This window comes from Pseudoxanthomonas sp. SGNA-20, from assembly GCF_003931635.1.
Taxonomy (GTDB): Bacteria; Pseudomonadota; Gammaproteobacteria; order Xanthomonadales; family Xanthomonadaceae; genus Pseudoxanthomonas.
The window spans coordinates 794,918-814,476 of the sequence record NZ_RRYK01000001.1; the positions used below are offsets into that span (position 1 = coordinate 794,918).

General features: G+C 72.4%; 15 protein-coding genes and 1 pseudogene. 2 read left to right on the forward strand and 14 right to left on the reverse strand.

The features are described 5' to 3' along the window. Positions 1-139: 139 nt before the first annotated feature. The 4 genes from EIM48_RS03550 to EIM48_RS03565 form a co-directional block, all read right to left on the reverse strand. Entirely contained in the window at positions 140-2,320 is a 2,181-nt protein-coding gene (locus tag EIM48_RS03550) for a carboxy terminal-processing peptidase (RefSeq protein WP_125111082.1), read from the reverse strand. A 217-nt stretch (positions 2,321-2,537) separates the two neighbouring features. Next, on the reverse strand, positions 2,538-3,551 hold the full coding sequence (gene lipA, locus EIM48_RS03555) for a lipoyl synthase (protein ID WP_125075799.1): 1,014 nt from the start codon (positions 3,549-3,551) through the stop codon (positions 2,538-2,540). A gap of 361 nt (positions 3,552-3,912) precedes the next feature. Continuing rightward, entirely contained in the window at positions 3,913-4,626 is a 714-nt protein-coding gene (gene lipB / locus EIM48_RS03560; protein ID WP_125111083.1) for a lipoyl(octanoyl) transferase LipB, read from the reverse strand. Further along, complete coding sequence (locus EIM48_RS03565) at positions 4,614-4,892, reverse strand: DUF493 family protein (protein ID WP_125111084.1); 279 nt, start codon at positions 4,890-4,892, stop codon at positions 4,614-4,616. Before EIM48_RS03565 ends, lipB begins: the two co-directional genes overlap by 13 nt. A gap of 147 nt (positions 4,893-5,039) precedes the next feature. Between EIM48_RS03565 and EIM48_RS03570 the strand changes: the two genes are divergently transcribed. Then, positions 5,040-6,110, forward strand: coding sequence for a lipid A deacylase LpxR family protein (locus tag EIM48_RS03570; RefSeq protein ID WP_343202905.1), 1,071 nt, complete (start codon positions 5,040-5,042; stop codon positions 6,108-6,110). A gap of 51 nt (positions 6,111-6,161) precedes the next feature. Here EIM48_RS03570 and EIM48_RS03575 read toward each other — a convergent pair whose 3' ends face one another. From EIM48_RS03575 to EIM48_RS03620, 10 genes and pseudogenes are all read right to left on the reverse strand, one after another. Then, positions 6,162-7,349 carry a CsgG/HfaB family protein gene (locus EIM48_RS03575; RefSeq protein ID WP_051403605.1) on the reverse strand — a complete coding sequence of 396 codons (1,188 nt, stop codon included), beginning with the start codon at positions 7,347-7,349 and terminating at the stop codon, positions 6,162-6,164. A gap of 151 nt (positions 7,350-7,500) precedes the next feature. Further along, positions 7,501-8,388, reverse strand: a complete 888-nt coding sequence (locus tag EIM48_RS03580; RefSeq protein WP_019397118.1) for a CsgG/HfaB family protein — start codon at positions 8,386-8,388, stop codon at positions 7,501-7,503. Positions 8,389-8,656: 268 nt separating this feature from the next. Then, positions 8,657-9,874 (reverse strand): D-alanyl-D-alanine carboxypeptidase family protein, encoded by a 1,218-nt coding sequence (locus EIM48_RS03585; protein WP_125075797.1) that lies wholly within the window; start codon positions 9,872-9,874, stop codon positions 8,657-8,659. Positions 9,875-9,951: 77 nt separating this feature from the next. After that, a complete protein-coding gene (locus EIM48_RS03590; RefSeq protein WP_125075796.1) occupies positions 9,952-11,049 on the reverse strand; it encodes a septal ring lytic transglycosylase RlpA family protein in 1,098 nt (365 codons plus the stop codon). Next, on the reverse strand, positions 11,046-12,191 hold the full coding sequence (gene mltB / locus EIM48_RS03595) for a lytic murein transglycosylase B (protein WP_125111085.1): 1,146 nt from the start codon (positions 12,189-12,191) through the stop codon (positions 11,046-11,048). Before mltB ends, EIM48_RS03590 begins: the two co-directional genes overlap by 4 nt. A 55-nt stretch (positions 12,192-12,246) precedes the next feature. Then, the gene (gene rodA, locus EIM48_RS03600) at positions 12,247-13,368 is read right to left on the reverse strand and encodes a rod shape-determining protein RodA (protein ID WP_019398170.1); all 1,122 of its coding nucleotides are present in this window, start codon (positions 13,366-13,368) and stop codon (positions 12,247-12,249) included. Between the two features lie 401 nt (positions 13,369-13,769). Further along, positions 13,770-15,632, reverse strand: a pseudogene (mrdA, locus tag EIM48_RS03605) (penicillin-binding protein 2); the annotation flags it as partial. Positions 15,633-15,641: 9 nt separating this feature from the next. Beyond that, the gene (mreD, locus tag EIM48_RS03610) at positions 15,642-16,127 is read right to left on the reverse strand and encodes a rod shape-determining protein MreD (RefSeq protein WP_019397792.1); all 486 of its coding nucleotides are present in this window, start codon (positions 16,125-16,127) and stop codon (positions 15,642-15,644) included. Further along, positions 16,124-17,098 (reverse strand): rod shape-determining protein MreC, encoded by a 975-nt coding sequence (gene mreC, locus EIM48_RS03615; RefSeq protein ID WP_125111086.1) that lies wholly within the window; start codon positions 17,096-17,098, stop codon positions 16,124-16,126. The genes mreD and mreC overlap by 4 nt, the downstream gene beginning before the upstream one ends. Positions 17,099-17,201: 103 nt before the next feature. After that, complete coding sequence (locus tag EIM48_RS03620) at positions 17,202-18,248, reverse strand: rod shape-determining protein (protein ID WP_013533965.1); 1,047 nt, start codon at positions 18,246-18,248, stop codon at positions 17,202-17,204. A gap of 327 nt (positions 18,249-18,575) precedes the next feature. Here EIM48_RS03620 and EIM48_RS03625 point away from each other — a divergent pair, with 327 nt between their 5' ends. Then, complete coding sequence (locus EIM48_RS03625) at positions 18,576-19,511, forward strand: carbohydrate kinase family protein (protein WP_028914442.1); 936 nt, start codon at positions 18,576-18,578, stop codon at positions 19,509-19,511. Positions 19,512-19,559: the final 48 nt, after the last annotated feature.

Sequence of the window (19,559 nt, forward strand, 5' to 3'; positions counted from 1 at the left end):
ATTGGCGATTGGTGATTGGCGATTGGTAACGCGGGCAAGCGGAGCGCAGCCGGGATCGGCTTGCAACGCGCGCGGAACGCACAAAGAAAGACGGCGGCCCCTGGGCCGCCGTTCTTCATTGCACCACCGGCGCCGGGGCTCAGCGCGCCCAGCGCACCGCCGAGGCGGTCAGCGGCAGCACCTGCGCGGTCAGCGGACGGTCCTGCTCCAGCAGGCCGATGGCGTTGGCCAGGATCGCGGCGGCCTCGCGCTGCAACGGGTCCGGGCGCTTCTCGGCCGCCTTCTCGCGCTCGGCGTCCTTGACCACGTCGCGCTCGCTGGCGGTCAGGCCGTCGTCGAAGTCCTCGGCCAGCGGATCCAGCTCCAGGCCCTTCTCCTTGCGGATCGCCTGGCGCTCCTTGCGCTGCTTCTCCTGGCGCTCGCGCTCGGCGCGGCGCTCGGCCTCGTTGAGCGACAGGTACTTCTTCGCCGCTTCCTCGCGGTAGCGCGCCACGTCCTCGCTCCACCACTGGAACTCCAGGTCGTCGGCGATGCGGCGCGCATGCATGGCCTGCAGGCGCGGCAGCAGCGGCTGGAAGTTGCCGTAGCGCTCGTGCGGCACCGCGGCGATGCGGGTCCACGGCAGGGCGTTGTCGTAGGTGCTCTCGCCGAACTCGTTGGCGTCCACGCTCAGCGGGTAGGCGATGTCGGGGACCACGCCCTTGTGCTGGGTGCTGCCGCCTTCGATGCGGAAGAACTGGGCGATGGTCAGCTTGACGTGGCCAAAGCGCGGGCCCTCGGAAGCCGGCCAGCGGTCCAGGTCGACCAGGTTCTGCACCGTGCCCTTGCCGAAGGTGGTCTCGCCGATGATCAGGGCGCGGCCGTAGTCCTGCATCGCCCCGGCGAAGATCTCCGAGGCCGAGGCCGAGGCACGGTTGACCAGCACCGCCAGCGGGCCGTCCCAGGCCACGCCCGGCTTGTTGTCGCTGTTGACCGTGACCCGGCCGCCGGACTCGCGCACCTGCACCACCGGACCGCGGTCTATGAACAGGCCGGTCAGCTGCACCGCCTCGTCCAGCGAGCCGCCGCCGTTGTTGCGCAGGTCCAGGACCACGCCGTCCACGCCCTCTTCCCGGAAGCGCGCCAGCAGGTTGGCCACGTCGCGGGTGGCGGAGGTGTAGTCGCTGCCGTTGCGGCGGCGGCCCTCGAAGTCCTGGTAGAAGGTCGGCAGCTCGATCACGCCGATCTTGCGCGCCGGCAGGCCGTCCTGCGCCGGGATGTTGTACAGCTTGCTCTTGGCCGCCTGCTCGGACAGCTGGACCCGCGCGCGGGTCAGGGTCACGGTGCGGTGCTCGCCGTCCAGGCCATCCTCGGCCGGGATGTACTCCAGCCGCACCTGGGTGCCCTTGGCACCGCGGATCTTGGCGACCACGTCGTCGATGCGCCAGCCGATCACGTCCTCGACCGGCCCGGACTTGCCCTGGCCCACCCCGACGATGCGGTCGCCGGCCTTGAGCGTGCCGTCCAGGGCCGCCGGGCCGCCGGGGATGATCTCGCGCACCACCACCACGTCGTCCTGGCGCTGCAGCTGGGCGCCGATGCCCTCCAGCGACAGCGACATGGCCTGGTTGAAGTTCTCGGCCGTGCGCGGGTTGAGGTAGTTGGTGTGCGGGTCGATCGAAGCGGTGTAGGCATTGAGGAAGATCGAGAACACGTCGTCGCTCTTGAGCTGGTCCACCGAGCGGGCCAGCTGGGCGTAGCGCTTCTCCAGCGTCCTGCGGATCTCCTCCGGCTCCTTGCCGGCCAGCTTCAGGCGCAGCCAGTCGTTCATCACCGACTTGCGCCACAGCGCGTCCAGCTCGGCGCCGTCGGCGGCCCACGGCGCGTTCTCGCGGTCGTATTCCCAGCGCTCGTTGCCGCTGAAGTCGAAGTTGCCTTCCTGCAGCAGCTTCTGCGCGTAGGCCACGCGCTCGACCACCCGCTGCCGGTACACCGAGAACATGGCGAACGCGGGGCTCGGGTCGCCGCCGCGCACGGCGTCGTCCAGCTGCAGGCGGTAGGGCTCGAAGCGCTGGATGTCGGCCGCGGTGAAGTACTGCTTGTTGCCGTCCAGCGCCTCCAGGTAGCGGCGGAAGATGTCCTCGGACATCGCGTCGTCGGCCGGGCGCGGGCGGTAGGCGTAGCGGCTGTCCGACAGCAGGCCGTAGACCAGGCGGGTGGTGGTGGACTGGTCCGGGGTCGGCGCCACGGCCACCTGCGCGGGGGCGTCGGCGCGCGCGAGCAGCGCCGCGGGGGCGGCCAGCAGGAGGGCGAACAGTGCTGCGGTGATTCTGGAATTCATGCGGGGGCTCGGGCCGGAGGCGGCCGTTGGAAATCGGGCGTCACCGCCACTGGGACCACGGCCGGCGCCGGAAGTTGCCGGACGGTCCCGTGGGTGCACGGGGACGTTCCGCCGCAGGCTAGCCGCTGCGGCGTAGGGAAAGGTGAACGGAAACGGCGTGGCGACGGGGCGCGACGGGGCCGGCGCCCGCGGAGGAGAAGGACCGCGCGCGGCCGGCTCAGGCCGCCACCCCGGCGCCGGCCGCCTGGCGGTCGGCGTGGTAGGACGAACGTACCATCGGCCCGGAGGCGACGTGGCTGAAGCCCAGCTGGTAGCCGTACTCCTCCAGCGCCTTGAACTCCTCGGGGGTCCAGTAGCGCATCACCGGGTGGTGGTGCGCGGTCGGCTGCAGGTACTGGCCGATGGTGACCATGTCCACGTCGTGCGCGCGCAGGTCGCGCAGGGTCGCCTGCACCTGCTCAAGGGTCTCGCCCAGGCCCAGCATGATCCCGGACTTGGTCGGGATCGACGGATGCTGCGCCTTGAAGTTCTTCAGCAGGGTCAGCGACCACTGGTAGTCCGCGCCCGGGCGCACGTTGCGGTACAGGTCCGGGACGGTCTCGATGTTGTGGTTGAACACGTCCGGCGGGTTCTTCGCCAGGATTTCCAGCGCGCGCTCCATGCGCCCCTTGCCGCGGAAGTCCGGGGTCAGGATCTCGATCCGGGTGCCGGGAGCGCGCTCGCGGATGGCGGCGATGCAGTCGACGAAGTGCTGGGCGCCGCCGTCGCGCAGGTCGTCGCGGTCCACGCTGGTGACCACCACGTACCTCAGGCCCATGTCGGCCACGGTCTGGCCGAGGCTGGCCGGCTCGTCCGGATCCGGCGGCTTCGGGCGGCCGTGGGCCACGTCGCAGAACGAGCAGCGGCGGGTGCAGACCTCGCCGAGGATCATGAAGGTCGCGGTGCCGTGGCCGAAGCACTCGTGGATGTTCGGGCAGCTGGCCTCTTCGCACACCGTGACCAGGCGGTTGGCGCGCAGCTTGGCCTTGAGGTTCTGCACGGCGTTGCCGGACGGGATGCGCACGCGGATCCACGAAGGCTTGCGCAGCACCGGGGCGTCGGCGAACTGCACAGGAGAACGGCCGATCTTGTCCCCGCCCAGCTGCTTGGCCCCGGCCTGCAGCGGAGCCGCCGGGGCGGCAGGTTCGGACAGGACCTGGAGCGGGATGGTGCGGGGAGCGGCGTCAGTCATGGCGCCTATTGTAGGCCGCCGCCGCGCCCCGCGCCCGGCACCAGCAGTGCCGGGACCGGAACGCCCGGTGGCGGCGGATGGAACGGACGGGGCCAGCCCCCACTGTCCGCGCCTGCGGCGCAGCTGGATGGCACCCCACTCCGGGTACGGGAAAACGAAGCCACGCGCCCGGCGCGCCCGCGGACGCGGTAGCGCGGGGGATGGGGCAAGCAGGCCATGGATGGCCCGTGGTCGCGCATCGGAGCCAGGGCGGCGAGCGGGAGGGGGAAGCCCCGGGCAGTGCGGCCAGGCCAGCGGCGCGCGGCAACGCGTCATGCACGCCGGCACCCGATTCCATTCCCGGCGCCCGCAGCGCCGGTCTTCATTCCCCGCCTGGCGCGGCGGAGAGGTCGGGCAGCCCCGCCTGGGGCCGCAGCTCCAGCCCGAACTGGCGCGCGACCTGCTCCAGCAGCACCGGCTTGACCGCGTCCATCGAGGACGGGCCGCCCAGGTCCTGCAACGAGGTCACGCGCAGCCCCTGGTAACCGCAGGGATTGATCCGGTGGAACGGCTCCAGGTCCATGCCGATGTTGAACGACAGGCCGTGGAAGCAGCAGCCGCGGCGCACGCGGATGCCCAGCGCCGCGACCTTGGCCCCGCCCACGTACACGCCCGGCGCGCCCTCGCGGCGCCCGCCGCCGATGTTCCATTCGCCGAGCGTGTCGATGATCGCCTGCTCGATCCGGCACACGTACTCGCGCACGCCCACGCCCAGCCGGCGCAGGTCCAGCAGCGGGTAGAGCACGATCTGGCCGGGGCCGTGGTAGGTCACCTGGCCGCCGCGGTCCACGTGCAGCACCGGGATGTCGCCCGGCGCCAGCACGTGCTCGGGCTTGCCGGCCTGGCCGAGGGTGAACACCGGCTCGTGCTCGACCAGCCACAGCTCGTCCACGGTGTCGCCATCGCGCGCGTCGGTGAAACGCTGCATTGCCCGCCACACCGGCTCGTAGGCCTGGCGGCCGAGGTCGAATACCCGCGCCGGGCGCAGGGCGCGGGCCGGCGCCGCGGAGGCGCCGCAGGCGTTCACAGCGTCCATTTCACTTCCGGATGGTCGCGCAGCGCCTGGTGGGCGCGCTCGTACTGCTCGCGGCTCTGGGCGCGGAAGCCGATCCGCACCGAAACGTAGCGGCCGTTGGAGGAATGGCGCCACTGCACGCTTTCCTCCAGCACTTCCACGCCGGTGGCGGCCAGCAACCGGGGCAGTTCGGTCTCCAGGCCCTTGTCGGCCGCGCCCATGGCGCTGAGCTCGAAGGTGCCGGGGAACTGGAAGCCGTGCTGGGGGTTGTCGGACTTGATTTCCATCGGGGCATTATCAGGGCCTGCGTGCGCGAACCCAAGCGGCGGTGCGTTGCAACGCACCGGTGCGGCCATGCACGCCCCGCGGACGCTCCGCATGCGATTCAATGCGCGTCCCTCCCCCACCACCTCCCCCGCCCAAGGATCCCGCCCATGCCCGCTCCCGCACGGACGCGACCCCCGCGCGTCCCCACCGCCGCGTTGTTGTTGGTCTTCCTGTTCCCCGCCGCGGCCATCGGCGCCCCGCAATGCAGCAACAGCCGCCTCAGCGAAACCCCGCCGGCGGTGAACTTCCGCGTCGACAACGACCTGTTCGGCGGCGAGAACCAGGACCAGGGATACACCAATGGCGCGGTGATCACCCTGGTCTCGCCCAACCTGGCCGACTACACCGACGACCCCTGCCTGCCGCGCCCCGCGCGCTGGATCAACCGCTACCTGGAGCGGCTGCATCCCGGCCGCTTCGAGCAGCAGAACATGGTGTTCAGCATCAGCCAGAGCCTGTACACGCCCACCGACTACAGCCGCGCCGACCTGATCCCCGACGACCGCCCGTACGCGGCGATCCTGATGGCCAGCTTCGGCTACAACGCGCGCAGCGGCGACAGCCTGCGCACCACCCAGCTGCAGCTGGGCGTGATCGGCCCGGCGGCCCTGGGCAAGCAGGTGCAGAGGGCGGTGCACCACGTGTTCGACGGCGAGGACTTCCGCGGCTGGGACAACCAGCTGCACAACGAGCCGCTGCTGGGCATCGTGCACGAACGCATGCACCGCTGGGGCGACAGCGAGGGCAACGCCGGCGGCTGGGGCTGGGACGCGATCGCGCACTACGGCGGCGCCCTCGGCAACCGCGCCACCTACGTCAACACCGGCCTGGAACTGCGCTGGGGCTGGCGCCTGCCCGACGACTTCGGCAGCACCCCGCTGCGTCCGGCCGGCGAGAACACCGCGCCGGCGCGCGAACGCCTGTCGGGCTGGTCCTGGCACGTGTTCGCCACCTCCGACGTGCGCGCGGTGGCGCGCGACATCACCCTGGACGGCAACACCTTCCGCAGCAGCCACAGCGTGGACAAGCGGCCGCTGGTGGGCGAGGTCGGCTACGGGATGGCCGTGACCCACGGCCGCTGGAAGTTCGCGCTGGCGCGCTACCACGGCGCGCGCGAGTTCGAGGGGCAGAAGGAGCGGCCGGTGTTCGGCAGCTTCACCATCAGCCGGATGCTGTAGGCCCGGCCGGGAAGCCGGCGCCGCCGCGCGGCGGCGCCGGGGGAACGCGCCTTACTGGGCGACGGTGACCGCGGCCGAGGGCACCCAGCCGCGCTGGCCGACCTCGTTTTCGACCTCGAGCATGGTGCCCTGCTTGCCGCCGGTCGGGAACAGCAGCATGCCGGTGCGCAGCTCGGCCACGACGTCGGCGTCGGCGCTGGGCTGGGCCAGCAGGCGCGCGGTACGGCGCAGGGCCAGGGTCTGGCTGGCCAGCAGCTCCGCGTCCGCGTCCATGTCCGGCGCCACCACCGCCGCCGGCGCCGGCGCGGCAACCGCCGGTTCGGCGGCGGGCGCGGCGGCGACGGGGGCCGGCTCCGGTTCCGGCGCAGCGGCCGGCACGGGGGCCGGAGCCGCGGCGGCGGCCACCGGGGCGGGCGCCGCGCCCGTCCGCAGCGCCGCCGGGGCGTCCTTGGGCACGCCCAGCAGGCCCAGGGCGGCCGACATCATCCCCTGCGGGCGCCCGGTGCGCTGCGCGGCCAGCCGGCGCAGGGCCGGCTCCATCTTCTCGAAGGCCTCCTCGTAGGCCTTCTTGATCACCTTGCCGATCTCGGTGTTTTCCCAGCTGCTGTAGTGGATCCCGCCGCGCACGCCGGCCTGGGCCTGCTGCGCGCGCAGCGCCGCGTCCCAGGCCTTGTCGGAGATCTTGGCCTCGCCGCTGACGGTGGCCACCTGCTCGGAGGTGCGCGCATCGATCAGGGTCAGCACCACCTCCGCGTTCTGGCGCCGGGTGGACACGCCGGCGCGGCCGGCGCCGGTGATCCCGCGCAGCAGGCCGCGCTTGGCCTCGGCCTCGACCCCGAAGCTGCTGCCGCCGGCATTGGCGTTCTGCGAGACGATGTCCGGGACCAGCACGAAGTCGGCGGCGCGGATCTGGCCACCGCCGACGTTGTGGCCCTCGCGCAGCTGGCCGGCCGCGGCCAGCTCCTGCTCGGCACGGATCGCGGCCAGGCCGGCGCCGCGGTCGACCACGGTGAAGCAGCGCGATTCGTTGACCAGCACCCGCAGCATGCGGGTCGGGGCCGACAGGCCGTAGCTGGCCCACAGCTCGTCGCCGTCGTCCGGCTCGGAGATGCGCACGGTGCCGATCGGCTCGCTGCAGGTGGAGCCGAACAGGGCGGCGCGGGCGTCCGGCGCCCAGGCCGCCGTGGCGAGGACCGCGCCCAGCACCAGGGCACGGGACGGAAGATGCGGATGGCTCATGGTTTCCCCTTGGATTGCTCTGGCGCCTGGTTGCGGCGCGCAGGAAGCCAAGTTTAACGAAACCTTCATTTCAATGAACAAGGCCGGGAGGCCACCCTCCCGCAAAAGGAAAAGGCCGGCAAAGCGCCGGCCTTCCCCGGAACCGCCGCGCTCAGCGGGCCAGTTCGGTGCTGGTCGAGTTGACCCAGCCGCGGTTGCCGAGTTCGTCCTCGACTTCCCACATCGCCCCGTCCTTCTGCCCGGTCGGGTACAGCAGCATGCCAGGCTCCAGGTCGCGCACCGCCTTGCCGGTGCCCTTGGCGTTGGCCAGCATGCGCGCCGCGCGGGTTACGCGCAGGGCCTGGATCGGGCTGGCCGCCGAGGCGTCCTCCGGCAGGCCGCCGAGCTGGGCGACCAGGTTGGTGTAGGCCTGCAGGTAGGCCAGGGTGATGACCTGGCCGATCTCGGTGTTGGCGTAGCCGCCGACGCCGGCCGCGCCCAGGCCGCTGCCCGAGAACAGGTTGCCGCGCGCGCCGAAGCCGATGTCGGTCTTCTTGGCGCTGCCCTCGGCCAGCGCCACCTGCTCGGAGGAGCGCACGTCGGTGACCGTCAGCACCACGTCGGCGGTCTTCTTCTTGAAGTTGAGGCCGCCGAGCACCTGCCCGGCACGGCCGCCGACCAGGCCGCTGAGCAGGCCGCCGACCGCGTTGCCGCCGGCGTCGCTGTTCTGCGAGATCAGGTCAGGCACCAGCACGTAGTCGGCCGCCTTGACCTGGCCCTTGCCGACGTTGGAGCCGCGGCGCAGGTTGCCGTCCGCCGCCAGCGCGCGCTCGTTCTGCGCGGCGGCCATGCCGGCGCCGCGGTCGACCAGGGTGAAGCAGCGCGAGCGCGACACGAACACCTTGATCAGGCGCGAGGGCTCCGGGAGCTGGTGGCCGCTCCACCAGTTCACCCCATGCTCCGGTTCCAGTACCGAGATCGTGCCCAGCGGCTTCTTGCATACCGGGATCTCCGCCGCCTGCTGCTGGCGCAGTTCCTGCGCGCTGTGCCGTTGCGCCATGGCCGGAGCGGACACAAGCGCCACCGTCAACGCAGCGCCGAGCGCCGCGCGTACTGCCTTCCTATTGCCCATGTTTTTCCCCGTTGGAGATTTGCACAAAGCGCGGGCAATCCCGCCCGCCACGCGCGACCTCGGCAGGCAACGCGCCGGCCGAGGATAAACGATGGAAAAACCCGAGCGGGCGCCACCCGTCGGGAGGCGCGGTCGCGCGCAACGAAAACAGCCGGCGCGGGGCCGGCTGTTTCCAGGGCGTTGCGTGGGCGATCCGTCAGGATTCCCACCACATCCAGAACGCGTCCCACAGGCGCTTGAAGAAACCGGCCTCCTCGACCGCGCCGGTGGCCACCAGCGGCGCCTCGGCGATGACCTGGCCGTCCAGCGACACCTTCACCGTGCCGATCTGCTGCCCGGCGGCAATCGGCGCCACCAGCGAGCGCGGCACTTCCATCGCCGGCTTGAGGTCGCCGTAGCGGCCACGGGCCACGCTCACCAGCAGCGGCTCGGCCACGCCCAGCTGCACCTGGTCGGCCTTGCCCTTCCACACCTTCAGCGAAGCCACCGGCTTGCCGGGCTCGTACAGGCGGTGGGTCTCGTGGAAGCGGAAGCCCCAGTTGAGCAGGGCCAGGCTGTCGTCGGCGCGCTGGCGCTCGGAGGCGCCGCCCATCAGCACCGCGATCAGGCGCTGGTCGCCGCGCTGGGCCGAGCTCATCAGGCAGTAGCCGGCCCTGGAGTGGTGCCCGGTCTTGATGCCGTCGACCGAGGAATCGCGCCACAGCAGCAGGTTGCGGTTCGGCTGGGTGATGCCGTTGACCGTGAATTCCTTGATCTTGTTGTACGCGTACTGCTCCGGGTAGTCGCGCACGAAGGCGCGGCCCAGCAGCGCCAGGTCGCGCGCGGTGCTGTAGTGCCCTTCCGCCGACAGGCCGTGGGCGTTGACGAAGTGGCTGTTCTTCATGCCGATCTTCGCCGCGTAGCTGTTCATCAGGTCGGCGAACGCCTCCTGGGTGCCGGCCACGTGCTCGGCCAGGGCGATCGCGGCGTCGTTGCCCGACTGCACCGCCATGCCCTTCTCCATATCCTCCAGCGGCGCGGTCTGGTTGACCGGGAAGCCGCTGAAGCTGCCGTCGGTGCGCGCGCCGCCCTCGCGCCATGCGCGCTCGCTCATCAGCACCTGGTCGTCGGGCCGGACCCGGCCGGCGGCCATTTCCGCGGCGATCACGTAGGCGGTCATCACCTTGGTGATGCTGGCCGGTTCCACCCGCTCGTCGACGTTCTCCCCGGCCAGGATCTGGCCGGTGGCGTAGTCCATCACCAGCCAGGCGGTGGCCTGGGAGGGACGCGGCGCCGGCGGGATCGCGACCGGGGCCGGCGCGGCGGCGGCCGGCGCCGCCGGGGCGGGTGCCGGCGCCTGGGCGCTGGCCAGGCCGAAGGCGAAGGTGGCCACCGCGGCGAGGGCGGCGAGCATGCCTGGGGAACGGAACTTCATGGAAACGGGAACTCCTGCGGCAACCGGCTCGCGGCCGGGCGGAAGGGAAGGACGAAAGGACGGATTGTAGCCCCGGCTCAGTCGCGCACCGGCTGCGGGGTACCGAATCCCAGACCGGCGATGCGCAGTGCAAGTTCCGCCGGGTCGCCGGCGGCCGGCACCCGCAGGCGCCACAGGGTGCGCCCGCCGCTGACCACGTCCTCCAGGCGCGCGTCGCTGATGCCCGCGGCCAGCAACCGTTCCAGGGCGCGGCGGGCATTGTCGGCGCTGGAGAAGCTGGCCACCTGCAGCAGGGTCGACGCAGCGGCGGCCGGCGCGGCGGGGGTGGCGGCTGCCGGCGCGGCGGCAGCGGGCGGCGGATCCGGTGGCAGCGCCTGCACCAGCTGGTCCAGGGCGGTGGCCGGGGTGGCCGGCGCGGTCTGCACCGGCGCGGGCGTGGCCGGGCGCGCAGCGGGGGTGGCGGCGCGGCCGGCGTAACGGGTGCCGTCGTCCTCGCCCGGGACCAGCGCGCGCACCTCGACCCGCCCGGTACCGCGCGGATGGATGCCCAGCTTGACCGCCGCGGCGTAGCTGAGGTCGATCACCCGGCCCTCGTGGAACGGGCCGCGGTCGTTGACCCGCACCACCACCGACTTGCCGTTGTCCAGGTTGGTGACGCGGGCGAAGCTGGGCAGCGGCAGGGTCTTGTGCGCGGCGGTGAAGGCGTACATGTCGTACACCTCCATGTTCGAGGTGCGGCGGCCGTGGAACTTGGCGCCGTAGTAGGAGGCGATGCCCTGCTCGACGTAGCCGTGCGGACGGTCCAGCACCTTGTACTGCTTGCCCAGCACCGTGTACGGCGAGCGGTTGCCGACCGGCGAGCGCGGCTCGTCGGTCACCACCGGCTCGGGGATGCAGTCGACGTTGGGCAGGTGGTCGGGGAGCCGGTCAGGCACCCCGGGCTTGTACAGCCCACCGGCCGTGTAGTGGCCGCGGGTGGACGGGTCCTCCTGCGCCGGCGGGTAGTAGACCCCGGCGCAGTCGCCGGCCGGCGCGGCGCCCGCGGGCGCGCCGCCGGCCCTGCCCGTGGACGGGGCCGCAGGCTTCTTCGGCGCGCTGCCGCAGGCGGCCAGCGCAAGCGCGGCCAGCACCATGGCGGCGCGCAGCCCCAGGGTCCGGGCCCGGCGCCGGGTCATGCCGGCGGGATCTCCCGCCCGGCGATCGCCTCCGACAGCTGGAACACCGCCATCGCGTACATCTTGGAGATGTTGTAGCGGGTGATCGCGTAGTAGTTCTGGAAGCCCAGCCAGTACTGCGGGCCGTTGCTGCCGGCCAGGCTGACCGGGGTGGCGGTGGCGCCGGCCGGCACCGGCGCCTGCGGGGTGTAGCCGCGCGCGGCCAGCTCGGCCAGGCTGTGGGTGGGCGCCCACTCGGACGGCTCGAACGGCTCGCGCCCCGGCTCCAGGGTGGCCGGCACCGCGACCAGGCCGCCGCGCACCCAGCCGCCCTTCTCCACGAAGTAGTTGGCGACCGAGGCGAACACGTCGTCGAGGCTGCCGAACAGGTCGCGGCGGCCGTCGCCGTCGCCGTCCACCGCGTACTCGCGGTAGCTGGAGGGCATGAACTGGCCCATGCCCATGGCGCCGGCGTAGCTGCCCTTGAGCGCGGCGATGTCGAGCTTTTCCTCGCGGCCCAGCGCGAACAGCTGCGCCAGTTCCTCGCGGAAGAACAGCTCGCGCCGCACCTCGCGCTCGAGCTTGGCCGGGTCGCCGCTGCGCGGGTAGCGGAAGGCCAGGGTGTACAGCGCGTCGAGCACCGAATAGCGGCCGGTGTTGGCGCCGTAGCTGGTCTCCACGCCGATGATCGCCACGATCACCTCGGCCGGCACGCCGGTTTCGGCCTCCACCTTCGCCAGCTTCGCCCGGTGCTGTTCGAGGAAGCGGCGGCCACCGTCGATCCGGGCCTGGCTGATGAACATCGGCCGGTACTCGTGCCAGGGCTTGACCCGCTCGGCCGGTCGCGACATCGCCGCGACCACGCTGTCGAGGAAGTTCGCCCGGGCCAGGGTGGCCTCGATCTCGGCGGCGGGAATGCCGTAGCGCTCGCTGGTCTGGGCGACGAAGCGCGCGCGCGCCAGCTCGAACGGCACCGGGGTGAGGTCCACCGGCGCGGCGGCCGGGGCCTCGGGCCGGGCCTCGGCCGGCGTGGACGTGGCGGCCACCGGGACCGCGTCCGGCGGGTTCTGGGACACGACGCCGGCGCGGGGCGTGCAGCCCAGCAGTCCGGCGAGGATCAGGCCGGTCAGCACACGGCCGCGCGTTGCGGGCTTCCTGGTCATCGAAGGCAGATTAGCATGCGCGCGCAAGGCCGCGCAGGCATTGGGATTTCCCGCTTCAGTGCCAGGCATGGACCGGACGGTGGCTGCGCACCGCCATCACCAGCCCCAGCCCGGCCAGCAGCGACACCGCCGAGGTGCCGCCATAGCTCAGCAGCGGCATCGGCACGCCGACCACCGGCAGCAGGCCGGAGACCATGCCGCCGTTGACCAGCACGTAGACGAAGAAGGCCAGGCCCAGCGAGCCGGCCAGCAGCCGCGAGTAGCCGTCGCGCGCCTGCGCCGCGATCCACAGGCAGCGCCCGATCACGAACAGGTACAGGGCCAGCATGGTGGCCACGCCGATCCAGCCGAACTCCTCGCTGAGCACGGCGAAGGCGAAGTCGGTGGTCTGCTCGGGGATGAAGTTCAGGTGCGACTGGCTGCCCTCGCCCCAGCCCTTGCCGGTGAGGCCGCCGGAACCGATCGCGATCTTGGACTGGATGATGTTCCAGCCGGCTCCCAGCGGATCGCGCTCCGGATCGAGGAAGGTCAGGATCCGGTCCTTCTGGTACGGCCGCAGCAGCCAGAACCAGGCCACCGGCGCCACCGCGGCCACGCCGCCGATGCCGACCCCGACCCACCACCACGGCAGGCCGGCCAGCAGCAGGGCGAACACGCCGCTGCTGGCGATCAGCATCGCCGTGCCGAAGTCCGGCTGCAGCAGGATCAGCCCGGTCGGCACCGCGATCAGCACGCCGGTGGCCAGCACCGTCGGTACCCGCGGCGGCAGGGGCCGCGAGTGCAGGTACCAGGCGACCATCATCGGCAGGGCGATCTTCAGCAGCTCCGAGGGCTGCAGGTAGAACACGCCGAGGTTGAGCCAGTGCCGGCCGTGCTTGCCGGTGCCCACCAGCAGCACCGCCAGCAGCGGCAGCAGCGACAGCGCGTACACGATCGGCGACCAGGCACGCAGGCGGATCACCGAGACCCGCGAAAGCGCCCACATCGCCAGCACGCCCAGGGCGAAGCGCGCGCCCTGGGCCTTGACCAGCGCGGCGCCGCCGGAGGGGCCGCCGGCGCTGTACAGCACCGCCAGGCCGAACGCCATCAGCCCGGCCAGGGCCAGGCACAGCGGCCAGTCCAGGGTGCGCACGAAGCGCCCGGCCAGGTCCAGCAACCAGCGCAGGAAATCCCTCATGGGTCGCCTCCCTCCTGGTCGGGCGCGGGTCCGGGGGACGCCGGGGCGGCGGGCGCGTCCCCGCCGGGCCCGGCAGGCGGGGCAGGCGACACCTGCGTGCCGGTGCCGTTGTCGGTGCCGTTGTCGCCGCGCCTGCCATCGCCGCTGCCGCCGCCGGCCGCGGGCGTGGCCTGGCGCAGCAGGTGCGGCTGGCGCCGGATCCAGCTGCCGAAGCTGTTGCCGGCGGGATTGCGGTCGCTGGCCAGGGCCGGGGTGCGCCGCGACGCCACCGGCGCGGCCGGCACCGCGGCGGCATCCCCGCCCGCGCCGGCGGATGGCGTGCCCTCCCCGGGCTGCCCCGCCGCGTCCAGCGGCGCGCACCCGGCGCCGCCCTCGCTGCAGGAGGCAGGCTGCGGGGCGCCGTCCAGCGGTTCCAGCCCGTCCGGCAGCTTGCCCAGCAGCCAGGCGTCGAAGATCTTGCGCGCGATCGGCGCGGCGGTGCTGCCGCCGTAGCCGCCGCCCTCCACCGCCACCGCCACCGCGATCTGCGGGTCCTCGGCCGGGGCGAAGCCGATGAACAGCGCGCGGTGGCGCAGGTGCATGGGCAGGCTGCGCGGGTCGACCGCGCTGGTGCCGCGGCGGCTGACCACCTGCGCGGTGCCGGTCTTGCCGGCGATCCGGTACGGCGCGCCGACGCCGATCGCGCGCGCGGTGCCGCCGGGGCCGTGCACGGTCATCTCCATGCCCTCGCGCACCACCCGGAGGTTGTCCGGGCGCTCGCTGATCCGCTCCGGCTCGCCGCCGGGCAGCGGCGCCCACGGCGCGTCGAAGCGGTCGCGGCGCGCCTCCACCAGGCGCGGACGGCGCAGCCGGCCCTCGTCGGCCAGGGCACCGGTGGCGCGCACCATCTGCAGCGGGGTGACCTTCCAGTCGCCCTGGCCGATGGAGATGTTCACGGTGTCGCCGGGATACCAGCGCTCCTTGCGCTGCTTCATCTTCCACGCCGGGGTGGGCAGGATGCCCGAGCTCTCGCCGACCAGGTCGATGCCCGAGGGCTGGCCGAAGCCGTAGCGCACCAGGAAGCGCTCGATCCGCTCGATGCCCATGTCCAGCGCCAGCTGGTAGTAGTACGTGTTGACCGAATCGGCGATCGACTTGCGCGCGTCGGTCCAGCCATGGCCGCCGCGGTGCGAATCGCCCCAGCCGCGGCTGGTGCCGGGCAGGTAGAACATGCCAGTGGACAGGGTGCGGTCCTCGGGCCGGCGCACGCCGCTGTCCAGGCCGGCCAGGGCCAGGAACGGCTTGAGCGTCGACCCGGGGGCCACGCCGCCGAGCACCGCGCGGTTGAACTGCGGGCGCGAGGGGTTGTCCATCAGCGCGCGGTAGTCGGCGTGGGAGATGCCGTTGACGAACAGGTTGGGGTCGTACGACGGCAGGCTCACCAGCGCCAGGATCTCGCCGGTGCGCGGATCCATCGCCACCGCCGTGCCCTCCAGGTCGCCGAACGCGGCCACGGTGGCGCGCTGCAGCTCGGCGTCGATCGACAGGCGCAGGTCCGCGCCCGGACGCGCCGGCACCCGGCCCACGGTGCGCAGGGCGCGGCCCTGGACGTTGGTCTCGATCTGCTCGTAGCCGACCTTGCCGCGCAGCACGTCCTCGTAGGCGCGCTCGATCCCGGTCTTGCCGATGTGGGTCAGCGCGCTGCCGCCCTCGCCCAGCGTCTCCAGGTCCTTCTCGTCGATCCGGCCGACGTAGCCGATCACGTGCGCGAACAGCTCGCCGTAGGGGTAGTGCCGGGTCAGGTACGGCTCCATCTCCACGCCCGGGAAGCGCCAGCGGTTGACCGCGAACGCGGCCATCTCCTCGTCGGTGAGGCGCAGCTTCAGGGTGATCGGCCGGAAGCCGCGCCCGGCCTTGCGCTCGCGGCGGAAGCGCTCGATGTCGTCCTCGTCCAGCCGGATCAGCCGGCCGAGCTCGGCCAGCAGCTTCTCGGTGTCGCCGGCCTTGTCCGGGACCACGTCCAGGCGGAAGGCGGGCACGTTCTCGGCCAGCAGCCGGCCCTGGCGGTCGTAGATCATGCCGCGCGCGGGCACCACCGGCCGCGGGCGGATGCGGTTGGCCTCCGAGCGGGTGGCGTAGTCGTCGTGCTGCAGCACCTGCAGGCGGAAATACCAGGCCGCCAGCCCGCCCAGGGCCAGCGCCACGGCGAGGAAGCCGAGCGCGGCGCGGCGCCGGAACTGCTCGGCCTCGGCGTGCGGGTTCTTGCTCGCGCGGCGGCTGCCCATGCGATGGCCTCAGTCCCGGCGGCCCAGGCGCAGGGCGTCCAGCAGCAGGAACAGCGGCGGCCACAGCGCCAGGCCCAGCAGCGGCGCCCACCAGTATTCCCACGGCAGCAGCGGCTGCCCCAGGGCCAGGTTCACCGCCGCGTCGACGATGCGGTCGTTGAGCAGCAGCGCGCCGATCGCCAGCGCCTGCTGCGACAGCGGGAAGAAACGCAGCCGGGCGCGGAAGCGCTGCAGGATGAAGGCCATGATCACCAGCCGCAGGGCCTGCTCGCCGAGCAGGCTGCCGTAGGCCAGGTCGGCGACCAGGCCGCAGGCGAAGGCCAGGCCCAGGCCGGCGCGCGAGGGCGTCTCGATCACCCAGTAGGCCAGCACCAGGGCCAGCCAGTACGGCCGCAGCGGCTGCAGCTGCGCGTGCAGCGGCAGCAGGCCCAGCAGCAGCGCCAGCAGCAGGCTCAGCGGCAGCAGCCAGCCACCGAGGCGGTCGCGGGCGCTCATCGGGTCGCCTCCTGCGGAGGCTGTGATTCGTTATTGGGGATTGGTGATTCGGAAGAGCCGGCGGCCGGCTCCCCTTGCGCGGCCGGATCCTCGGCCTCGCCGGGCTCGCCGGGGACGGGAGGGAGCGGCAGGTCGGGGGCGGCGCCAGGGCGCAGGAGCAGGACGTCGCGGCCGCGGTCCAGCTGCGCGGCCGGCCTCAGCTCGCCGACCAGGAAGGCCTGGCTGTCGTCCGGGTGCAGGGCGGTGATGGTGGCCACCGGAAAACCCGGCGGGAAGCGCCCGCCCAGGCCGGAGGTGACCAGCTGGTCACCAACCTGCACGTCCTGGTTGAGCGGGATGTCGCGCAGCTCCAGGCGGTCGCCGCGGCCGTACACGATCAGGCGCACGCCGTTGCGCGCCACCATCACCGGCACCGCGTGGTCCGGGTCGGTCAGCAGCAGCACGGTGGACTGGGTCGGGGTGGTCTCGATCACCTGGCCGAGCAGGCCGCCGGCGTCGATCACCGCCTGCCCGCGCTGCACGCCCTGGCGGCTGCCGGCACGCAGCACCAGGCGCTGGCGCGAGGGCTCCAGGTCGATGTCCAGGATCGGCACCAGCTGCACGTCCAGGCCGCGGCGCTCGACCACGCCCAGCAGTTCGCGCAGCTGGGCGTTGTCGACCGCGGCGTTGCGCAGCCGGGTCAGGCGCGCATTGGCCACCAGCAGCTCGTTGCGCAGGCGCCGGTTCTCCTCGACCAGGCTGGCGTGCGAGGCCAGGCCGTCGCGCAGCGCGCCGCGGACCGTCCCCGGCAGGCCGGCGATGCTGCGCAGCGGCTGCACCAGCACCGTGGCCTGGGTGCGCACCCACGACAGCCAGCCGCCGCGGTGGTCCAGCACCAGCAGGGTCACGGCCAGGGCGAGGTAGGCCAGCAGCCGCAGGGGACCGGATTCACCGGGGCGCGCAGCGTGTGGGGAACCGACGTAGGACGACACGGACGGTGATCAGTCGGGGCAGCGCGGCGGAGATGGGAGTATGGCGGCAGCGTCCGCCGCTGGCGAACGCCGCCCCGGCGCGGGGCGGCGCGGAGGGCGCGGGTCAGTCCGGCGCGAAGAACTCGTTGCCGTGCATGTCGACCAGCTCCAGCGCGCGGCCGCCACCGCGGGCCACGCAGGTCAGCGGGTCGTCGGCGACCTGCACGTGCAGGCCGGTCTCCTCGGAGATCAGCTTGTCCAGGTCGGCCAGCAGGGCGCCGCCGCCGGTCAGCACGATGCCGCGCTCGGCCACGTCCGCGCCCAGTTCCGGCGGGGTCTGCTCCAGCGCCAGCTTGACCGCCGAGACGATGCCCGACAGCGGCTCGTGCAGCGCCTCCAGCACCTCGTTGGAGTTGATCTTGATCATCTTCGGCACGCCCTCGGCGAGGTTGCGGCCGGTGATCTCCATCTCCTTGGCCTCGGCCTGCGGATAGGCGCAACCCAGCTCCATCTTGATCCGCTCGGCGGTCACCTCGCCGATCAGCATGCCGTGGTTGCGGCGCACGTAGTTGGTGATCGCCTCGTCGAAGCGGTCGCCGCCGATGCGCACCGAAGCCGAATACACGATGCCGTTGAGCGAGATCACGGCGACCTCGGTGGTACCGCCGCCGATGTCGATGACCATCGAGCCGCGCGCCTCGGACACCGGCATGCCGGCGCCGATCGCCGCGGCCATCGGCTCCTCGATCAGGTAGACGTCGCGGGCGCCGGCCTCCTCGGCCGATTCCTTGATCGCGCGGCGCTCGACCTGGGTGGAGCCGGCCGGCACGCACACCAGCACGCGCGGGCTCGGACGCAGGACCCGGGCCTTGTGCACCTTCTTGATGAAGTGCTTGAGCATGGCCTCGGTGTAGGTGAAGTCGGCGATCACGCCATCCTTCATCGGCCGGATGGTGGTGATGTTGCCCGGGGTGCGGCCCAGCATCTGCTTGGCCTCCGCGCCCACCGCCGCGACCGAGCGGGTGCCGCCGATCGCGCGGTCCTGGCGCACGGCCACCACCGAAGGCTCGTTCAGCACGATGCCCTGCCCGCGGACGTAGATCAGGGTATTGGCCGTGCCCAGGTCGATGGACAGGTCGTTGGAGAACATGCCGCGGAGCTTCTTGAACATCGAGGGGCGGTCCTGGGGTTTCCGGTCTGGAGGAGGCGGGCGTGACGGAACCGGCTGGACGCCGGCGCTTGCGGCGGTCGGCGCGCGAGGCGCGCCGATGGCGAAAAATTGGACAGCGAAAACAGGCCGGCTAGCCTAGCAACGGGGCCGGTCGCGGGCAAGGAATTCCGCGGTAATCCGCGGGTTTGGACGCATCCGGGGCGTCGCCGGCGGCGCCCGCCCCGAGGCCCGGGCTGGCCGCGCGGGGGCGCAGCCGGTAACCTTTGCGCCGCGGCGCAAGGCCGCAGCCCCTGTCACGCGCGCCGCGCGCGCCCGAGTACCAAGCCGATGTCCACCCTGATCTGTGGTTCCCTCGCCTACGACACCATCATGGTGTTCCCGGACCAGTTCAAGAACCACATCCTGCCGGACAAGGTGCACATCCTGAACGTCTCCTTCCTGGTCCCGCGCATGCGCCGGGAGTTCGGTGGCTGCGCCGGCAACATCGCCTACAACCTCCACCTGCTCGGCGGCAAGCCGGTGCCGATGGGCACCGTTGGCGGCGATTTCGGCCCTTATCGCGAGCATTTCGAGTCCCTTGGCATCGACCTGTCGCAGGTCAAGGTGATCGAGGAGCTGTTCACCCCGCAGGCCTTCATCACCACCGACCACGACAACAACCAGATCACCGCCTTCCACCCGGGCGCGATGATGCGTTCGCACGAGAACCACGTGAAGGACGTGCCGGGGATCACCCTGGGCCTGGTCGGCCCGGACGGCCGCGAGGGCATGTTGCAGAACGCCGCCGAGTTCCACGAGATGGGCGTGCCGTTCATCTTCGACCCGGGCCAGGCCATGCCGCTGTTCAACGGCCAGGAGCTGCGCCAGTTCATCGAGCTGGCCGACTACGTGGTGGTCAACGACTACGAGTCCAACCTGCTGCAGGAGCGCACCGGCTGGACCGACCGCGAGATCGTCTCGCGGGTGAAGGCCTACATCACCACCCAGGGCCCGCGTGGCGCCCTGGTGCATACCCCGGAGAAGACCTACGAGGTGCCGCCGGCGCACGAGCGCCGGGTGGTCGATCCGACCGGCTGCGGCGACGCCTTCCGCGCCGGCCTGATCTTCGGCATCGAGAAGGGCTACGACTGGCTGACCATCGGCCGCATGGGCAACCTGATGGGGGCGCTCAAGGTCGAGCACCCCGGCACCCAGAACCAGCGCTTCGACTTCGCCGAGTTCAACGAGCACTTCCGCCAGCAGTTCGGCTACAGCCTCGAGTAAGGCGGCCCGCGCCGCCGGGCAGGCGCCCGGCACCGCCGTCGCCGCGGG

Excerpts from the sequence above, each read along its gene's own strand:
- EIM48_RS03575 (WP_051403605.1), bottom strand. The coding sequence starts at position 7,349 with ATGAGCCATCCGCATCTTCCGTCCCGTGCCCTGGTGCTGGGCGCGGTC.
- EIM48_RS03570 (WP_343202905.1), top strand. The coding sequence starts at position 5,040 with ATGCCCGCTCCCGCACGGACGCGACCCCCGCGCGTCCCCACCGCCGCG.
- rodA (WP_019398170.1), bottom strand. The coding sequence starts at position 13,368 with ATGAGGGATTTCCTGCGCTGGTTGCTGGACCTGGCCGGGCGCTTCGTG.
- EIM48_RS03580 (WP_019397118.1), bottom strand. The coding sequence starts at position 8,388 with ATGGCGCAACGGCACAGCGCGCAGGAACTGCGCCAGCAGCAGGCGGCG.
- lipB (WP_125111083.1), bottom strand. The coding sequence starts at position 4,626 with ATGGACGCTGTGAACGCCTGCGGCGCCTCCGCGGCGCCGGCCCGCGCC.
- EIM48_RS03585 (WP_125075797.1), bottom strand. The coding sequence starts at position 9,874 with ATGAAGTTCCGTTCCCCAGGCATGCTCGCCGCCCTCGCCGCGGTGGCC.
- EIM48_RS03550 (WP_125111082.1), bottom strand. The coding sequence starts at position 2,320 with ATGAATTCCAGAATCACCGCAGCACTGTTCGCCCTCCTGCTGGCCGCC.
- EIM48_RS03590 (WP_125075796.1), bottom strand. The coding sequence starts at position 11,049 with ATGACCCGGCGCCGGGCCCGGACCCTGGGGCTGCGCGCCGCCATGGTG.
- mreD (WP_019397792.1), bottom strand. The coding sequence starts at position 16,127 with ATGAGCGCCCGCGACCGCCTCGGTGGCTGGCTGCTGCCGCTGAGCCTG.
- mltB (WP_125111085.1), bottom strand. The coding sequence starts at position 12,191 with ATGACCAGGAAGCCCGCAACGCGCGGCCGTGTGCTGACCGGCCTGATC.
- lipA (WP_125075799.1), bottom strand. The coding sequence starts at position 3,551 with ATGACTGACGCCGCTCCCCGCACCATCCCGCTCCAGGTCCTGTCCGAA.
- EIM48_RS03620 (WP_013533965.1), bottom strand. The coding sequence starts at position 18,248 with ATGTTCAAGAAGCTCCGCGGCATGTTCTCCAACGACCTGTCCATCGAC.
- EIM48_RS03565 (WP_125111084.1), bottom strand. The coding sequence starts at position 4,892 with ATGGAAATCAAGTCCGACAACCCCCAGCACGGCTTCCAGTTCCCCGGC.
- EIM48_RS03625 (WP_028914442.1), top strand. The coding sequence starts at position 18,576 with ATGTCCACCCTGATCTGTGGTTCCCTCGCCTACGACACCATCATGGTG.